The organism is Arthrobacter sp. ERGS1:01, assembly GCF_001281315.1.
Classification (GTDB): Bacteria; Actinomycetota; Actinomycetes; order Actinomycetales; family Micrococcaceae; genus Specibacter.
The window spans coordinates 2,813,254-2,829,702 of the sequence record NZ_CP012479.1; the positions used below are offsets into that span (position 1 = coordinate 2,813,254).

16 protein-coding genes and 1 tRNA gene are annotated in these 16,449 nt (G+C 67.6%); 6 read left to right on the forward strand and 11 right to left on the reverse strand.

Going from position 1 to position 16,449, the window contains the following annotated elements:
* Positions 1 to 55: 55 nt before the first annotated feature.
* The 5 genes from AL755_RS16655 (at position 56) to AL755_RS16675 (ending at position 4,414) form a co-directional block, all read left to right on the forward strand.
* Entirely contained in the window at positions 56 to 466 is a 411-nt protein-coding gene (locus AL755_RS16655; protein ID WP_054011959.1) for a TOBE domain-containing protein, read from the forward strand.
* Positions 463 to 1,266 (forward strand): molybdate ABC transporter substrate-binding protein, encoded by an 804-nt coding sequence (modA, locus tag AL755_RS16660; protein ID WP_054011960.1) that lies wholly within the window; start codon positions 463 to 465, stop codon positions 1,264 to 1,266. Before AL755_RS16655 ends, modA begins: the two co-directional genes overlap by 4 nt.
* Positions 1,244 to 2,110, forward strand: coding sequence for an ABC transporter permease (locus AL755_RS16665; RefSeq protein ID WP_054011961.1), 867 nt, complete (start codon positions 1,244 to 1,246; stop codon positions 2,108 to 2,110). The genes modA and AL755_RS16665 overlap by 23 nt, the downstream gene beginning before the upstream one ends.
* Entirely contained in the window at positions 2,107 to 3,207 is a 1,101-nt protein-coding gene (locus tag AL755_RS16670; protein ID WP_054011962.1) for a sulfate/molybdate ABC transporter ATP-binding protein, read from the forward strand. The genes AL755_RS16665 and AL755_RS16670 overlap by 4 nt, the downstream gene beginning before the upstream one ends.
* Before the next feature lie 265 nt (positions 3,208 to 3,472).
* A complete protein-coding gene (locus AL755_RS16675; protein WP_237762518.1) occupies positions 3,473 to 4,414 on the forward strand; it encodes an alpha/beta hydrolase in 942 nt (313 codons plus the stop codon).
* A gap of 71 nt (positions 4,415 to 4,485) precedes the next feature.
* Here AL755_RS16675 and AL755_RS16680 read toward each other — a convergent pair.
* The 8 genes from AL755_RS16680 to AL755_RS16715 form a co-directional block, all read right to left on the reverse strand.
* A tRNA-Met gene (locus tag AL755_RS16680) sits at positions 4,486 to 4,562 on the reverse strand.
* Positions 4,563 to 4,671: 109 nt separating this feature from the next.
* On the reverse strand, positions 4,672 to 5,448 hold the full coding sequence (locus AL755_RS16685) for an enoyl-CoA hydratase (protein ID WP_054011964.1): 777 nt from the start codon (positions 5,446 to 5,448) through the stop codon (positions 4,672 to 4,674).
* 13 nt (positions 5,449 to 5,461) lie between these two features.
* Positions 5,462 to 6,397, reverse strand: a complete 936-nt coding sequence (gene mmsB, locus AL755_RS16690; RefSeq protein ID WP_054011965.1) for a 3-hydroxyisobutyrate dehydrogenase — start codon at positions 6,395 to 6,397, stop codon at positions 5,462 to 5,464.
* Positions 6,394 to 7,461, reverse strand: a complete 1,068-nt coding sequence (locus tag AL755_RS16695) for an enoyl-CoA hydratase/isomerase family protein (RefSeq protein ID WP_054011966.1) — start codon at positions 7,459 to 7,461, stop codon at positions 6,394 to 6,396. The genes mmsB and AL755_RS16695 overlap by 4 nt, the downstream gene beginning before the upstream one ends.
* Positions 7,462 to 7,493: 32 nt before the next feature.
* Positions 7,494 to 8,630, reverse strand: a complete 1,137-nt coding sequence (locus AL755_RS16700; RefSeq protein WP_054011967.1) for an acyl-CoA dehydrogenase family protein — start codon at positions 8,628 to 8,630, stop codon at positions 7,494 to 7,496.
* A gap of 83 nt (positions 8,631 to 8,713) precedes the next feature.
* The gene (locus tag AL755_RS16705; RefSeq protein ID WP_054013136.1) at positions 8,714 to 9,646 is read right to left on the reverse strand and encodes a cytochrome b/b6 domain-containing protein; all 933 of its coding nucleotides are present in this window, start codon (positions 9,644 to 9,646) and stop codon (positions 8,714 to 8,716) included.
* Positions 9,647 to 9,762: 116 nt separating this feature from the next.
* Positions 9,763 to 10,731 (reverse strand): electron transfer flavoprotein subunit alpha/FixB family protein, encoded by a 969-nt coding sequence (locus AL755_RS16710; protein ID WP_054011968.1) that lies wholly within the window; start codon positions 10,729 to 10,731, stop codon positions 9,763 to 9,765.
* 12 nt (positions 10,732 to 10,743) lie between these two features.
* Positions 10,744 to 11,511 (reverse strand): electron transfer flavoprotein subunit beta/FixA family protein, encoded by a 768-nt coding sequence (locus tag AL755_RS16715; protein ID WP_054011969.1) that lies wholly within the window; start codon positions 11,509 to 11,511, stop codon positions 10,744 to 10,746.
* A gap of 132 nt (positions 11,512 to 11,643) precedes the next feature.
* Here AL755_RS16715 and AL755_RS16720 point away from each other — a divergent pair, with 132 nt between their 5' ends.
* Positions 11,644 to 12,180 (forward strand): MarR family winged helix-turn-helix transcriptional regulator, encoded by a 537-nt coding sequence (locus AL755_RS16720; RefSeq protein ID WP_054011970.1) that lies wholly within the window; start codon positions 11,644 to 11,646, stop codon positions 12,178 to 12,180.
* 168 nt (positions 12,181 to 12,348) lie between these two features.
* On the opposite strand, the gene AL755_RS16725 is transcribed toward AL755_RS16720, so the two are convergent.
* From AL755_RS16725 to AL755_RS16735, 3 genes are read right to left on the reverse strand one after another with little or no spacing between them, the layout of a single operon-like run.
* The gene (locus AL755_RS16725; protein WP_237762519.1) at positions 12,349 to 13,389 is read right to left on the reverse strand and encodes an MBL fold metallo-hydrolase; all 1,041 of its coding nucleotides are present in this window, start codon (positions 13,387 to 13,389) and stop codon (positions 12,349 to 12,351) included.
* A gap of 40 nt (positions 13,390 to 13,429) precedes the next feature.
* Positions 13,430 to 14,290, reverse strand: coding sequence for a crotonase/enoyl-CoA hydratase family protein (locus tag AL755_RS16730; protein ID WP_054011971.1), 861 nt, complete (start codon positions 14,288 to 14,290; stop codon positions 13,430 to 13,432).
* Complete coding sequence (locus AL755_RS16735; protein ID WP_192841626.1) at positions 14,290 to 16,449, reverse strand: 3-hydroxyacyl-CoA dehydrogenase NAD-binding domain-containing protein; 2,160 nt, start codon at positions 16,447 to 16,449, stop codon at positions 14,290 to 14,292. Before AL755_RS16735 ends, AL755_RS16730 begins: the two co-directional genes overlap by 1 nt.

A 16,449-nucleotide genomic window follows, 5' to 3' on the forward strand; every position in this document is an offset into this window, starting at 1 on the left:
CATATGCGGAACAGAAGTCACCGGCAATCCGTATTTGAGGATATAGACTCGGAAAATGACACTCATACGTGTATCGGAGGCTGCCCGCTTCCTTGCCGTCAGCGACGACACCGTCCGGCGCTGGCTGGATAACGGAACCCTCAACGGAAGCAAGGACGCCCAGGGCCGGATCGTCATCGACGGCCTGGAGTTGGCGGAACTGGCCAAATCCCTGTCCCAGCCGCCCGAGGATCCCAACCGGAGCGACAGCTCGGCCCGCAACAGGTTCGTCGGCCTCGTCACGAACGTCATTGCGGACACCGTCATGGCCCAGGTTGAGCTGCAGTGCGGGCCGTTCCGGGTGGTGTCGCTGATGAGCAGCGAGGCGGTGCGGGAGCTGGGCCTGGAGCCCGGTTCCGTGGCCACCGCCGTCGTCAAGTCAACCAATGTGATCGTTGAAGTCCCCCATGGAGGAAAAGACTCATGAAAATGCCCCTGAAGCGTTTGACCGCCCTCGCCGCAGCAGCCCTGCTCGCCGCCACGGTGTCCTCGTGCTCGGCCACCAACGACGCCGGCACCTCCCCGTCGTCGTCCGCCTCTGCCGCGGACTACTCCGGCACCCTCAACGTCTTTGCCGCGGCGTCCCTGAAGGCGACGTTCACCCAGCTGGCCACCCAGTTCGAGGCGGCCCACCCGCAGGTGAAGGTGTCGCTGAACTTTGACGGCTCCTCCACGCTGGTCACCCAAATCACCCAGGGCGCCCCGGCCGACGTTTTCGCCTCCGCGGACCTGGCCAACATGAAGAAGCTCACCGCCGCCTCCATGGCAGCCGGCACCCCCGTCGACTTCGCCACCAACGTGCTCACGATTGCCGTCCCGCCCAGCAACCCGGCCAACATCACCACGTTCGCCGATCTTGCCAAGCCGGGCGTGAAGGTTGTGGTGTGTGCCGCCCAGGTGCCCTGCGGCGCCGCCGCCAAGGCCGACGCCGCCAGCGCCGGGATCACGCTCAAGCCCGTCAGCGAGGAACTGTCCGTGACCGGCGTGCTGAGCAAGGTCACCTCCGGGGAGGCCGACGCCGGCCTGGTCTACGTGACCGACGCCAAGGGCGCCGGCGACAAGGTCAAGGCCATCCCGCTGGGCCTGGCCAAGCCGACCGTCAACGAATACCCGATTGCCGCCGTCGCCAAGTCCAAGCAGCAGGCCGCGGCCGACGCCTTCATCAAGCTCGTGACCGGCGCCGACGGCCAGAAAGTCCTCAAGGATGCCGGCTTCGGGGCGCCCTAAGGCACCACGGCTGTGGGAGTACCACGCCGTTCCGCGCTGGGTCTACGTTGCAGCGGCACTGGGGGCATTGTTCATCCTGGTGCCGCTGCTGGGCATGGTGGCGCGGGTCAACTGGGGCCAGTTCATCCCGCTCGTCACCTCGGAGTCGTCGCTTGACGCGCTGGTGCTGAGTCTGAAGACGGCCGCCGCCAGCACCGCCCTGTGCATCATCTTTGGCGTGCCGCTGTCGCTGGTGCTGGCCCGGGCCACGTTTCCGGGCCAGCGAATCCTGCGGGCGCTGATCCTGCTGCCACTGGTGGTCCCGCCCGTGGTGGGCGGCCTGGCCCTGCTGTACACCTTTGGCCGGGAGGGCTTGATCGGCAAGTACCTGAACCTGGCCGGCATCGACATTGCGTTTTCCACCACGGCCGTCATCATGGCACAGGCCTTCGTCGCCATGCCGTTCTTGGTGCTGAGCCTGGAGGGTACGCTGCGCACGGCCGGACAAAAGTATGAGGCCGTGGCCGCCACCCTCGGCGCCCGGCCCTCCACCGTATTGCGGCGCGTCACCCTGCCCCTGGTGCTGCCGGGCCTGGTGTCCGGGGCCGTGCTGTCCTTTGCGCGCAGCCTGGGCGAATTTGGCGCCACCCTGACGTTTGCGGGCAGCCTGCAGGGCGTCACGCGCACCCTGCCGTTGGAGATCTACCTGCAGCGGGAGACCGATCCCGACACGGCCGTCGCGTTGTCGTTCCTGCTGATAGCCGTGGCCGTGGTGGTGGTCGCGCTGACGTACCGCACGCCGAAGTCGCCGCTGCGCGCCATGGTCTCCGGCGACGTCGGGCGCGATTTGGCGGGTACCCCGTGACCCTGGAATTCAGCGCCGCCCTGGCCGCCCGCAACCTCGAGCTGGAGTTGCGCGTGGGCCCGGCGGAAACCGTGGCCGTCATGGGCCCCAACGGCGCCGGCAAATCTTCGGTGGTGCAGATCCTCGCGGGCCTGTTGAAGCCCGATTCCGGAGCGGCCGCGCTGGATGGCCGGGCGCTGTTCCGCTCCGCTCTCCCATCAGTTTGGCTGCCGCCGCATGAGAGGGGAATCGGCCTGCTGGCCCAGGATTCGCTGCTGTTTCCGCACCTGAGCGTCCTGGAAAATGTCGCGTTTGGTCCGCGCAGCCAGGGCCGTGGCCGGCACGATGCCGCGGAGGCGGCCCGGCACTGGCTGCGCGAGGTGGGCACGGAGGGATTCGCCGCCCGCAAACCGGCCCAGCTGTCCGGCGGGCAGGCCCAGCGGGTGGCCCTGGCCCGCGCCCTGGCCACGGACCCCGAGCTGCTGCTCCTGGATGAACCGATGGCCGCCCTGGACGTCAACAGCGCCCCGTTCCTGCGCAGCCTGCTCAAAAGGGTGCTGGCCGGCCGGCGCGCCATCATCGTCACCCACGACGTCCTCGACGCACTCATGCTCGCCGACCGGATCATCGTCATGGAGCACGGCCGGATCGTCGAGGAGGGGCCCACCGCCGCCGTGCTGGCCCACCCCCGCAGCGCCTTTGCCGCGTCCCTGGCCGGGCTCAACGTGCTCACCGGGACCCTGTCCGGCGCCACCGTCCTGACGTCCGACGCCGGCCTGGTCACGGGCCGCTTGACCGGCGCGCCCGCCGATGGTCCGGGCACGGACGGCCCCCTTGGCGTTCCTGCCGGACCAGACGTGGAAGGCGGGCAGGACGGCATGGCCGCATTCCCGCCGTCGGCCGTCTCCGTGTTCCTGTCCCCGCCCCAGGGCAGCCCACGCAATTGCTTCGCCGCAACCGTGACGGAGCTGGAGCCGCATGGGGACCACATCCGGGTCCGTGCCGGCCGGCTCGCCGCCGACATCTCCCCCGCCGCGACGGCCGAACTGGGACTCATACCCGGCTCCGAGGTGTTCTTCGTGGTCAAGGCCGCCGAGGTGGCCGTCTACCCGGCCTGAACCGGCCGCGCGGGAGTCCACGATCCCGCGGACGATCTTTCACCCACTCCTGCTACGCCCTTTGGACCATCGCCGGTTTCGGCGCTCATCCCAAGTGATGAAATTTCCATTTCGGCTGGCCGCGGGCCCGTAAATTGTGAGGTAATTAAATTACCCCGGGCCGGTGAATACCGAAACCCCTTATGCGGATCAATAGCGGCCAATACCTTTTATACGCCCGGACTTTGTTATGCCCGGAATCTCAAAAGATACGAACGGAAAATACGTGAGAAAGTTTCTAAGGATTACCCTCATCGTGGCGGCGGGCTTTGTGGCGCTGGTCGTTGCCACCCTCGCAACCACGTCGATAGTCAACGTGGTCGCCGGAAATTCCGAAGCCGAAAAGATTGAACCCTACGGCCGGCTGGTTCCGGTCGATGGCAAGAACATGAATGTGGTCGTCAAGGGTGACGGGCCGGAGACGGTGGTGCTGCTGCCCGGCTTCGGCACGGCCGCACCGGCCCTGGACTTCAAGCCGCTCGTGGCCGAACTCCTGCCACGCTACAAAGTGGTGGTCGTTGAGCCGTTCGGCTATGGGCTCAGCGATCAAACGGACAAGCCGCGGACCACGGACAACATCACCTCCGAGGTCCACGAGGCCCTGGCCGGCCTGAACATTGACCGCTACGTGCTGATGGGTCATTCCATCGCCGGCATCTATGCCCTCGACTACGCCAACAAGTACCGGGCCGAAGTTCAGGCCTTCGTGGGAATCGACAGCAGCGTGCCCAACCAGCCGGGCATGGACGACAAACTTCCCATCGGCGCCATGAAGGCGGCCAAGGCCCTGGGCCTGACCCGTGTCCTGGTGTCCATGGCCGGCGACCCCTACGACGGACTGCCGTATGACGAGGCAACCAAGGAACAAATAAGGATGCTGTCCCTGAAGAATACCTCCACGGCGACTTATTCAAATGAGATGGAGAATTTCGAAAGAAACTTTACCGCCGGCAAATCCCAATCATTTCCGCACGATCTCCCCGTGCTTGAATTTGTCCAGGCCGCCAACCACGACGTCGAGGGTTGGATCCCGCTGCATCAACAGCAGGTGGCCAGCGTGGACCACGGTGAAATGGTTACCCTGGACGCCACCCATTATCTCCACCACACCAAGTCAAGGGAGATCGTGGAAAACCTCAACCGGTTCATGGTGGGCGTGAAGAAATAATCCGACGCTAATATTCCGGGCCCGGGGAAACGAAAAACCCCCGGCCATCAGGCCGAGGGTTTTCCTCATCATGGTTGCGGGGACAGGATTTGAACCTGTGACCTCCGGGTTATGAGCCCGGCGAGCTACCGAACTGCTCCACCCCGCGTTGCGTCCTCAACAGTACATGTGTTTGAGCGAAACACCAACTCGAGAGGTCCCTGCGGTGATCGAGCTTGTCGAGATCCGGGTTTCGACAGGCTCAACCACCGGCCCGCCTAGCGGTTCTTGAAATCCGCGGGGCGTTTCTCCATGAACGCCGCCATGCCTTCCTTTTGGTCCTCGGTGGCAAAGCAGGCGTAGATGAGGCGGCGTTCCTGGTGGACGCCTTCGGCGAGGGTGGTTTCCCAGGCGGCGTTGACGGCTTCCTTGGCGATCATGGCGACGGGTTTGGACATGCCGGCGATCACGGCGGCCGTGGCGAGGGCCTCCTCGAGGAGGGAGTCCAGGGGCACCACGCGGGCCACGAGGCCGGCCTGTTCGGCTTCCACGGCGCCCATGACGCGTCCGGTGAGCACCATCTCCATGGCCTTGGCCTTGCCGATGGCGCGGGTCAGCCGCTGGGAGCCGCCCATGCCGGGGATGACGCCGAGCTTGATTTCGGGCTGGCCGAACTTGGCGTTGTCGGCGGCGATGATGAAGTCCGCGATCATGGCCAGCTCGCATCCGCCGCCCAATGCATGGCCGGCGACGGCGGCAATCATGGGGATCCGTATCCGGGCCAGCCGGTCCCAGACGGCGAACCAGTCGGCCATGTACATGTCCACGGAGGACTTGGCGGCCATTTCCTTGATGTCGGCCCCCGCGGCAAAGGCCCGGGAGGAGCCCGTGATGACGATGGCCCCCACCCCGGGGTCCCGTTCAAAGGCCTGCGCGGCGGCCAGGATCTGGTGCCCCATGGCGTCACTGAGGGCGTTGAGCGCCTCCGGACGGTTCAGCGTGATGAGCCCCACGCGGCCGCGTTGTTCGGTCAGGATCAAGGAGTAGTCGCCCATTGAGGCAAAGCCCTTACTGTTCGTCGGTGGCGGTCGATGCCGCCCGGATGGTGTTGATGATGCCGGAGAAATCGGTGCCGGCCCCGCCCTCCAGGGCGAAGGTGCGGTAGATTTCCTCGGCGGCCCGGCCCAGGGATGCGTCCACGCCCGTCGCGTTCAGCGCCTCGACGGCCAGGCCCAGGTCCTTGGCCATGAGGGCGCCGGCAAAACCGGGCTGGTAGTCGCGGTTTGCCGGGCTGGCCGGGACGGGTCCGGGGACGGGGCAGTTGGTGGTCAGCGACCAGCACTGGCCCGAGGCGTTGGCGGCAACGTCGAAGAGCGCCTGGTGGGTGAGCCCGAGCTTTTCGCCCAGCACGAACGCCTCGCTGACGGCGATCATGGACACGCCCAGGATCATGTTGTTGCAGACCTTGGCGGCCTGCCCGGCGCCCGGCCCGCCGCAGTGCACGATCCGCCGGCCCATGACCTCGAGGATCTCGGCGGCGTCGGCAAAGTCCTCCGCGGAGCCGCCCACCATGAACGTGAGCGTGCCGGCCTCGGCTCCCACCACCCCGCCGGAGACCGGGGCGTCCAGGCCGCGGTGCCCGGTGGCCAACACCATCTCGTGCGCCGTGCGGGCGTCCTCCACGGCGATCGTGGAGCATTCCAGGAACAGCGAGCCCGGCTTGGCGGCCGCCAGCAGCCCGCCGCCGGGACCGTCGCCGTCGTACGCGGCAAAAACGTGCTTGCCGGCGGGGAGCATGGTGATCACCACGTCGGCGCCCGTGGCGGCCCCGGCGGAGGAGTCCGCCACCACCACGCCGGCGGCCCGGGCCGCATCCAGGGCGGCCGGCACCACGTCGAAGCCGGTGACCTGGTACCCGGCCGCCACCAGGTTGGCCGCCATGGGCCCGCCCATGTGGCCGAGTCCGATAAACGCGATTGTCCGCTTCGAGGTTGAATCATTCATTGTGCTTCCACCGATCCGTTCCGTGCGTCCGCCAGGCCCAACTCACGTGCGCCCAGTCCTTCAAACGTTTCTTCCACGAGGGCCGCCGGCACCTGCGCGAGCGTGGCGGGGTGCCAGGCCGGGTTGCGGTCCTTGTCCACCAGTTGTGCGCGGATGCCCTCGGCAAAATCGGGCCAGTGCAGCGCCCGCAGGGATACCCGCAGTTCCTGGTCGAGCACCGCCTCGAGCGAGGGCAGCGCCCGGGCCCGCCGCAGTGCCGCCAGGGTGATCGTCACGGCTGTCGGGGACTTTGCCGCAATGGTGCCGGCCGCGGCCTGCGCCGCGGGGTCATCCACCCCGGCCAGCCGGTCCAGGATGGTCCGGACGTCGTCGGCCGCGTAGGCCTCGTCAATCCACGGGCGCTGGGACATGAGTGCCGATTCCGGCGGCACCTGCCCATACCGGCCGACGACGGAGGCTGCGGTTCGCTCCGACAACTCCCCCACCAGCGTGGCCAGGTGTGTCGAGTCGACGTAGTGGCTGGCCAGTCCCATGGCGATGGCGTCCGCGCCGCTGACCAGGGCCGCCGTCAGCGCCGCGTGCGTGCCCAGTTCGCCGGGCGCCCGGGAGAGCAGATAGGTGCCGCCCACGTCGGGGACGAAGCCGATGCCGGTCTCGGGCATGCCAACCCTTGACCGTTCGGTGACGATCCGGTGGGAGGCGTGCGCGGAGATGCCCACTCCCCCGCCCAGCACCACCCCGTCCATGAGCGTCACGACCGGTTTGGGATAGCGGGCGATGCGGGCGTTGAGGTGGTACTCGTCGCGCCAGAACTGTTCGCTTTCATTGCCGCCGGTACGGGCGTCGTGATAGATCGTGACAATGTCCCCGCCGGCACACAAGCCCCGCTCACCGGCGCCGGAAATCAGCACGGTGGCGACGCCGTCGTCGTTCTCCCACGCATCCAGCGCCGCGGCCACGGCCACGACCATGCCGTGGTTGAGTGCGTTCATCGCCGCGGGCCGGTTCAGCACCAGGTGCCCCAAATGCCCCGCGCGCGTAGCCAGAACGTCGTTGTTGTTCATGTGCCCATCCTCCGCCATGGTGTGCGCCCCGCCTAGTCTTCAACCGCCAGGCGGCCCACGATCAACCGCATGATCTCGTTGCTGCCTTCCAGGATCTGGTGGACGCGCAGGTCGCGCACGATCTTCTCCAAGCCGTACTCGGAAAGGTAGCCGTACCCGCCGTGAAGTTGCAGGGCCTGGTTGGCCACGTGGAAGCCGGCATCCGTGGCCACCCGCTTGGCCATGGCGCACAGCTTCACGGTGTCCGGAGCGCCGTTCTCCAGGGCCTCGGCGGCGCGCAGCAGCAGGGTGCGGGCGGTTTCGAGCTCGGTGTCCATGTCGGCGATTTCAAAGAGCAGGTGCTGCTGCTTGATGAGCGGCCCGCCAAACGCCTGCCGCTCCTTCAGGTACGTGATGGACTTTTCCAGGGCCGCCCGGCCGCCGCCGAGGGAGCACGCGCCAATGTTCACGCGGCCGCCGTTGAGGCCCTTCATGGCGATCATGAAACCGTCACCCTCCTCGCCGAGCCGGTTGGCCACGGGGATGCGCACGTCCTCAAAGATGACCTGCCGGGTGGGTTGGGCGCGCCAGCCCATCTTCTTTTCGTTGACGCCGAAGGACAGCCCCGGGGTACCGTCCGGGACGACGACGGCGGTGATGCCGCGGCTGCCCGTGTCGGCCGTGCGGGCCATGACCACGTACCAGGCCGAGGTGCCGGCCCCGGAGATGAACTGTTTGGTGCCGTTGATGACGTAATGGTCGCCGTCGCGCACGGCCCGGGTGGTGAGGGCACCGGCGTCGGACCCGGCGCCCGGTTCGGTCAGGGCGTAGCTGCCCAGCTCGGTCATGGCGGTCAGGCCCGGCAGCCAGGCAGCGCGCTGCGTTTCATTGCCAAAGGCGTCGATCATCCAGGCCACCATGTTGTGGATGGAGATGTAGGCGGCCATGGAGGGGTCGGCGGCGGCCAGTTCCTCGAAGATCAGCACGGCATCGGTGCGGGTCATGGCGGAGCCGCCGTAATCCTCGCCCACGTAGATGCCGCCCATGCCCAACGCCCCGGCCTCCGCCAGCACATCGACGGGGAAGTGTTTCTCCTCGTCCCAGGCGGCGGCATGCGGGGCCAAGGCCGTGGCGGCAAAGTCACGGACCATCGCCACAACGGCCTGCTGTTCTTCGGTGAGGTTTTCCATGGCGTCTCCTTTGACACTGCCGGGCTGGAAGGTTCAGCCCGTCCTCGGGTCCGTCCCGGCACGGTGGGCCGGGACGGAAAGGCTTACTTGCTGACCTTCCCCGTCAGGGAGGCGATGGGCCTCAGGAACAGGGGGCGGGCGGCAAACCAGGCGGCCACCGTGACCACCAGGGATGCGGCAAAGATGCCAAAGCCCCACCAGTTCACGACGTCGCTGTGGCCGTACATGTGGTTCAGGTTGCGCAGGGCGCCCGTGGCCAGCACCAGTGTCACGTGGACGATGATAAACAGCACGAAGTAGATCATGACCGGGAAGTGCACCTTGCGGGCCGCCTCAATCGGGAAGATCTTGTTCAGCGTGCGGGCGTTCTTGGGCCAGGCGCCGGACATCCGGATGCCCGTCAGGATGGCCAGGGGCGCGGCAATGAACACCGTGGTGAAGTAGGTCAGCAGCTGCAGCGCGTTGTAGTTGACCCAGCCACTTTCCGTGGGCCAGTTCAGCGAGAGGTATTGCAGGCCGGCGGAGATCGCGTTGGGGAACACGTCCCAGGAGGTCGGCACAATGCGCAGCCACTGCCCCGTGGCGAAGATGACGACGATGAAGATGAGCCCGTTGAGCACCCACAGCGCATCCAGGGTCAGGTGGAACCACAAATCGAGGCTGATCTTGGTGGGTGCGTTGCGGGTCTTGATCAGTCCCTTGTTGTTGCGGATCCAGTGCGCCGGCGGGCGTTTGACGGTGCGCACCTGCCAGCCGGAACGGATGATCAGCACAATGAAGAACATGTTCAAGAAGTGCTGCCAGCTCAGCCACACCGGGAAGCCGACGGGCGCCGTGGCGGGAAGCTCGGACTGCCCCGGGTAGGTGGTCATGAACGACTTCACGGCATCCAGGCCCGTAAACCAGCGGGCGGCCAGGACCAGGACCAGCAAGCCGATCACAACACCGGCGGCCACGATCGCGGGCTTGGCCCACTTGTTCGTGGTCCCGGACTTCTTCTTTGCGGGGGTGGACACGGTTTGCAACACCTCTTCCAAGGACTTCTATGAACCTAAGCCGTCGATGCGGCTTTCAACAGCTCTATTTCTAACAGGTCTGCCCGCTGAACCGCTTATCCGCTGTAACAGGGGCGTCAACGAGGCCGGGCCGCCAGAGCCTCGATGAGTTGCGGCACCACCGTGAAGACGTCTCCCACCACGCCAAAATCCGCCACCTCGAAGATGGGTGAATCGGCGTCCTTGTTGACCGCAACGATCACCTTGGCCGTCTGCATCCCGGCCCGGTGCTGGATGGCCCCGGAGATGCCCAGCGCAATGTAGAGCTGCGGCGAAACGCTCACACCCGTTTGGCCCACCTGCGCGGTTTGGGCCACATAGCCGGCGTCGACGGCGGCCCGGGACGCCCCGACTGCCGCACCGAGGGCGTCGGCCAGCTGCTCCACGAGTGCAAAGTTTTCCTTGGATCCCAGGCCGCGGCCCCCCGAGACCACTGTCTTGGCGCCGCGCAGCTCGGGCCGGCTGGCCGTGACGGGCGCGTCGTGGACGGCGTCGATGCGCACCGTGCCCGTTCCCTGGGGCAGTGCCACCGTAGTGACTTCCGCGGACCCCGCCGGGGCGGTTCCCTCGATGGCACCCTGACGCACGGTGATGACGGCAAGCCCGCCCTCCACGGCCGACTCCACCGAGTAGGAGCCGCCAAACACGGAATGTCCGGCGATGATCTTTCCGGAGTCCGAACGGACGGAGACGGCGTCGGCGATCAACGCCCCGCCCGTGCGGACGGCGAGCCGGGCCGCGACCTCGCGCCCGTCCACGGAGTTGGCCGCCAGCACCGCCGCGGGTTCCAATGCCGCCACAGCCAGGGTCATCGCCTCCAGTGCGGGGGTGCCCAGCACCGTGGCGGCGTCGGGCCCCACGGCCTGGTAAACGGCCGCCGCGCCCAGCGCACCCAGCCCGGCGACGACGTCGTCGGCCAGCGCAGCCGGCGTTGCCACCACGGCCACGGGCGTGCCAAGGCCGGCGGCCGCGGCCAGGAGCCCGCGCGCCGAGGCCGCAATGCCGCCCTGGCGGGTCAGTTCAACAAATGTCAGGATGTTCGCCATGCCCAACCCTTCCTAGACCAAACGGTTTTCGATGAGGTAGTCCGCCAGCAGCGTTCCCGCCGTGCCGTCGTCGACAATCTTGCGCCCGGCAACCCTGGCCGGACGTTCGGAACTGTTGAGCACCACGGTTTGGGCGGGGGTCGCCGGCACGTCCAGATCTGCGAGAGTCAGGGTGGTGACTGGCTTGCGCTTGGCAGTGAGGATGCCCTTGAAATTGGGGAAACGGGCCTCAGCGGTCCGTTCCGTCACCGTCACGACGGCGGGCAGGGCCGCGCTGACCGTGAGCGTTCCGTGTTCACCCTGGCGTTCCCCGGATATCTTGCCCGTTTCCAGGGCGACGGCGGCGAGGGACCCCACGAGCGGCAGGCCCAGGTACTCGGCCATCATGGCCGGGACCATGCCGCCGCGGCCGTCGGTTGATTCGTTCCCGGCCAGGATCACATCGGCATCGGTGGTCCGCAACGCGGCCGCAAGGACTGCCGCCGTGCGGGCAATATCGGCGCCGGCCAGGGCGTCGTCGAGGACGTGGATTCCGGCGTCGGCGCCCATGGACAACGCCTTGCGGACCGCCTTGGCAGCCTCGTCAGGGCCCATGGTCAGCACCACCACCTCGGTGGCCTTGTCGGCGTCCTTGATCCGCAGCGCCACCTCAAGGGCGCGCTCGTTGATCTCGTCGACGATGTTCGCGGCACCGTCGCGGACCAGCCGGCCCGTGGCGCGGTCCAGCGTGCGTTCCTCGGCGGTGTCCGGTACCTGTTTGATCAGCACAACGATTTTCATTGACATCTCCCTTGATGCAAGACTCTTCATCCACCGACGACGTTACTAGGGACTGCTAGCATTTACTAGGTATTCCAAGTAAATTATCAGGAACGCACCACGCCAGCATCCATCGCGCGAAAGGACCCACTCATGGCACCCGCATCGCCGCTTCCCATGGATCCCATTGCGGAGGCCCGGCGCCAATGGATTGTCCACGGCTGGTCCGACGCCGCCGACGGCATGGCCGCGTTTTCCTCCGTGATGCGCGCCCACCAGATCATGTACAGCCGGGTCGACGCGCTCCTGAAACCCCTGGGCTTGTCCTATGCGCGCCTCGAGCTGCTCCGGCTGCTGTCCTTCTCCCGCGACGGCGCCCTGCCGATGGCCAGCGCCAGCACCCGGCTCCAGGTCCACCCCACCTCCATCACGAACGTCGTGGACCGGCTGGAGAAAGACGGGCTGGTTCGCCGGGAGGCGCATCCCACCGACGGCCGGGCCACGCTGGTGGTGGTGACCGATACCGGGCGCATCCTCGTGGAGGAGGCCACGGCCGTGCTCAACTCCGGGGTCTTCACCGATCCGGGCATTCCGGCCGGGGACCTGCGCACCATGACCGCCATCCTGGCCCGATTCCGCCGCGCCTCGGGCGACTTCACCGACCCGGCGCCCCAGCCCGAACCCCTCTAGACGCCGTATCACCTTTGGCGCCCTTTCCCCCGGACGCGGTATCACCTTTGGTGCCTTTCCCCCGGACGCGGTATCACCTTTGGCGGCGTTCTCTGGCACGCGGTATCACCCGGAACCGGAAGTGATACGGCGTCTCCCGAAAGGCGACCAGAAGTGATACGGCGTCGGTCAGCGGGCGGAGGCCGGGGCGCCGCGGGGCACGGCGATGTCGACGGGAACGCCCTGCGAGCGCAGGTAGACCAGGTGGCTGGCGGTTTCGGCGAGCGCCAGGCGCAGGGTGAAACCGTGTAACGAGTCGAAGCCGCGCGACCACGTCAGTTCGCGGGCCACGCCCCAGACGGACGCGGCGTTTCCGGCGGCCAGCACGCCGGCCACTTCCCGGGAGCGTTCCTGCGCATGCTCCCGCAGTTCGTCCAACCGCTCCGGCAGTCCGGTGAAGCGGTACTCGTGGGCGGGCAGCACCTCCATGGCGGATGCAATATCCATTGCGTCCAGGGAATTCAGGTAGTCGGCAAGAGGGTTGCCGTGTCCGTGGGCCTCGAGGGAGACGTGCGGGGTGATGCGCGGCAGGATGTGGTCGCCGGTGAGCACCAGTTGGTTCACCTCGTCGATGAGCGAGATGTGGCCGGGCGTGTGGCCCGGGGTGAAGAGGACGCGCACGGCCAACCCGGCCACGGGCAACAGCACACCGTCGGCCAGGCGCAGTTCGGGCTCCTGCATGCCGCGCATCAGCTGCCACGTCCGTGCCTGGAACGCCACCTCGTCCAGCCTGCCGGCCGGCACGCCCCACGCTTGGAACTGTGTCCTGTCCGCAGCCACGAACTCCCGGGTGTCCTGGGACCACTGGGACGGCAGCGGCTCATGCTCGCCCAGCGCCATCCACGCGTTCGACGCCGCCCGCAACCGGGCCGCCATGCCCAGGTGGTCCGGGTGGAAGTGGGTGGCCACGATCCCCGTGAGGAACGACGGCGTGATCCCGGCAGTTGCCAAACCCGCCACAAGGGCGGCCCAGCCTTCGTCGCTGTCCCAGCCAGGGTCAACGAGCACCGCTTCGCCTTCACCCACCAGCAGGTAGGCAAGCGTGTACCGCATGGGGTTGCCGGGGAACGGGACAGGGATCGACCAGACGCCGGGGCGAACCTCCTCCACAGCCGGCATGGTTTTCTCCTGCCAGGCACGGAATTGTTCGTGTCCGGTAATGGTGATCATGGTGCCCTCCAGAAGCTGATCGTGTTCATGGGTGTGACGCCTACTTGCCGTGGAACACGGCCGGGCGCCTTTCACCCAGGGCGGCAACGGCCTCGAGCAGGTCCTCGCTGTGCAGGAACGCCGAGTTCCACAGCGCCACATGCCGCAGGCCCCGGCCGATGTCTTCCTCCCGGCCCTCGTTGAGCACGGCCTTGGTGCCGGCCACGGCCAGCGGCGAGTTGGCCGCCATCTCCCCCGCCATGGCCAGGGCCGCCGCCATGAGCGCCTCCTGGTCCGGCAACACATCGTTGACCAGGCCGATCTTCGCGGCCCGGGCCGCCGGGATGTCCTTGCCGGTCAGGGCCAATTCGCGCAGCTGCCCCTCGCCGATGATGCCGCGCAGCCGCTGGAGGCTGCCGACGTCGGCCACGATGGCCAGCCGCGCCTCACGGATGCTGAACCTGGCGTCGGCGGAGGCGAGGCGCACGTCCGCGGCGCTGATGAGGTCCACGCCGCCGCCAATGCACCAGCCGGACACGGCCGCGATGACGGGCTTGCGGCACCGGGCCACCGACGTCACGGCGTCCTGGAGCATGCGGACCAGGCCCAGGAGCTCGCTCCGTTGCGCGGCCTGGGCAGGGGCGCCGGGGCCCAGTTTGCCCAGCCACGGCCCCAATACCTCCGCCACGTCCAGGCCTACGCTGAACTGCGCCCCGGCACCCGTGAGGACCACGGCGCGCACGGTCTCGTCGGCGTCGAGCGCGGCAAACACGGCCGGTAGTTCGGCCCAAAAGTCCAGGCCCATCATGTTGCCCCGCCCCGGCCCGGTCAGCCGGACGACGGCGACCCCCGGCGTGGGTGCCGCCTCAACCGTGAACGCCTTCCACGCTTGCGGCACTGTGCCGTCCTCGTGCGCGCCCATCAGTAGCTTTCCCCGGCACGTGCCTTGGCCACGAGGGATTCCGGCGGTAGGAAGTGCTCGCCGTACCGGCTCGCCAGCTCCAGCGAACGGGCTACGAAACCGGGCAGGCCGCCGTCGTAGCCGTTGATGTACTGCAGGACGCCGCCGGTCCAGCCGGGGAAGCCGATGCCGAGGATGGAGCCGATGTTGGCGTCTTCGACGCTGCGCAGCACGCCCTCGTCCAGGCACCTGACGGTTTCCAGGGACTCGGCGAAGAGCATGCGTTCCTTCATGTCTTCGAACGGGATCTCGGCCGTGCCGCCCCAACGCTCGAGAAGGCCCTCCCACAAGCCAGTGCGGTGGCCGTCGGCATAGTTGTAGAAACCGGCGCCGGCCAGTTTTCCCGGGCGCCCGAAGTCCCCGATCATGGTGTCCACGATGTCGTAGGCGGCGTGGTGGCGGTACTGCTGGACGCCGTCGTCGGCCTCCAGGCCCGCCTTCGTCTCCTTCTGGATCTTGGACATGAGCCTCAGGTTCAGCTCGTCCGCAAGTTGGAGCGGCGGCGCCGGGTAACCGGCCTGCGCGCCGGCCTGCTCGATGGACGCAGGGTGGATGCCCTCACCGAGCATGGCGATGGCCTCGTTCATGAACGTGCCGATGACCCGGCTCGTGAAGAATCCGCGGGAATCGTTGACCACGATGGGCGTCTTGCGGATTTGCTGGGCGATGTCGAAGGCGCGGGCCAGGGTTTCGTCGGAGGTGTTCTTCCCCGCGATGATCTCCAGCAGCGGCATCTTGTCGACCGGGGAGAAGAAGTGCAGGCCGATGAAGTTTGGCTGGTCCTTCACACCCTCGGCCAGCCGGGTGATGGGCAGCGAGGACGTGTTGGAGCCGAGTAGGGCGCCGTCCGCCACGAGGTCCTGGATCTCGGCGAACGCCTGCTGCTTGACCTCGACGTTTTCAAAGACGGCCTCGATCACCAGGTCGGCGCCGGCCACATCGGCGGCCGTCGCCGTGGGGACGATCCGCGCCAGCAGTTCGTCGGCCTGCGCCTGGCTGGACTTGCCGCGGGCCACGGCCTTCTCGGTCAGGGTCCGCGAGTACGCCCGACCGTGTTCGGCGGCCTCCAATGACACGTCCTTGAGCACCACGTCCATGCCGCCGCGGGCGCACACGTACGCGATGCCGGCCCCCATCATGCCGGCGCCCAGCACGGCGACCTTTTTGGCCGTGAACTTTTCGAAGCCGGCCGGGCGGCTGCCTCCGGCGTTGATGTGGGCCAGGTCGAAGAAGAACGCCTTGGTCATGTTGGTGGAGACCTGGCCCGTCACGACCTCCACGAAGTAGCGGGACTCCATCGACAAGGCGGTATCGATGTCCACCTGGGTGCTTTCGACGGCGGCCGCCAGGATGGCGCGCGGGGCCGGGTAGTTGGCGCCCTTGAGCTGCTTTCGCAGATTGGCCGGGAACGACGGCAGGACGGCAGCAAAGGCGGGCGTGGCCGGGGTACCGCCGGGGATCCTGTAGCCGGGCACATCGAAGCGCTGGACGGCGTCCGGGTTGGCCGCGATCCACGCCTTTGCGGCCGGAAGCAGCAGCTCCGCGGTGTCCACCACCTCGTCCACGAGCCCCAGCTCGAGTGCCTCCCGGGGCTTGTACCGGCGGCCCTCCAGCAGCACCTTCGTCAGGGCGTCGGCCACCCCCAGCATGCGCACCGTTCGGACGATGCCGCCGCCGCCGGGCAGCAGGCCCAACGTCACCTCGGGCAGGCCAATGACCGAGCCGCGGGTGTCGGCGGCGATCCTGTGGTGGGTGGCCAACGCGATTTCCAGCCCGCCGCCCAGCGCGGCACCGTTGATGGCGGCCACAACAGGCCGGCCCAGGGTCTCCAAGGCACGCAACGGGGTCTTGATGGCGGTGCCCAGGTCGAAGATCTTCTGGGCGTCCGCCGGTCCCGCGGCCACGAGGTCGTTGAGGTCGCCGCCGGCAAAGAACGTCCGCTTGGCGGAGGTGAGGATGACGCCGGCGATGGAGTCCTTCTCGGCCGTGAGCCGTTCCACGGCCGCCTGCATGGACGCGGCGTAGGCCTCGTTCATGGTGTTGGCGGACTGCTCGGGATCGTCAATGGTCAAGATGACGACGCCGTCGGCGTCCTGCTCCCAGCGGATGGTGTTCCTCAT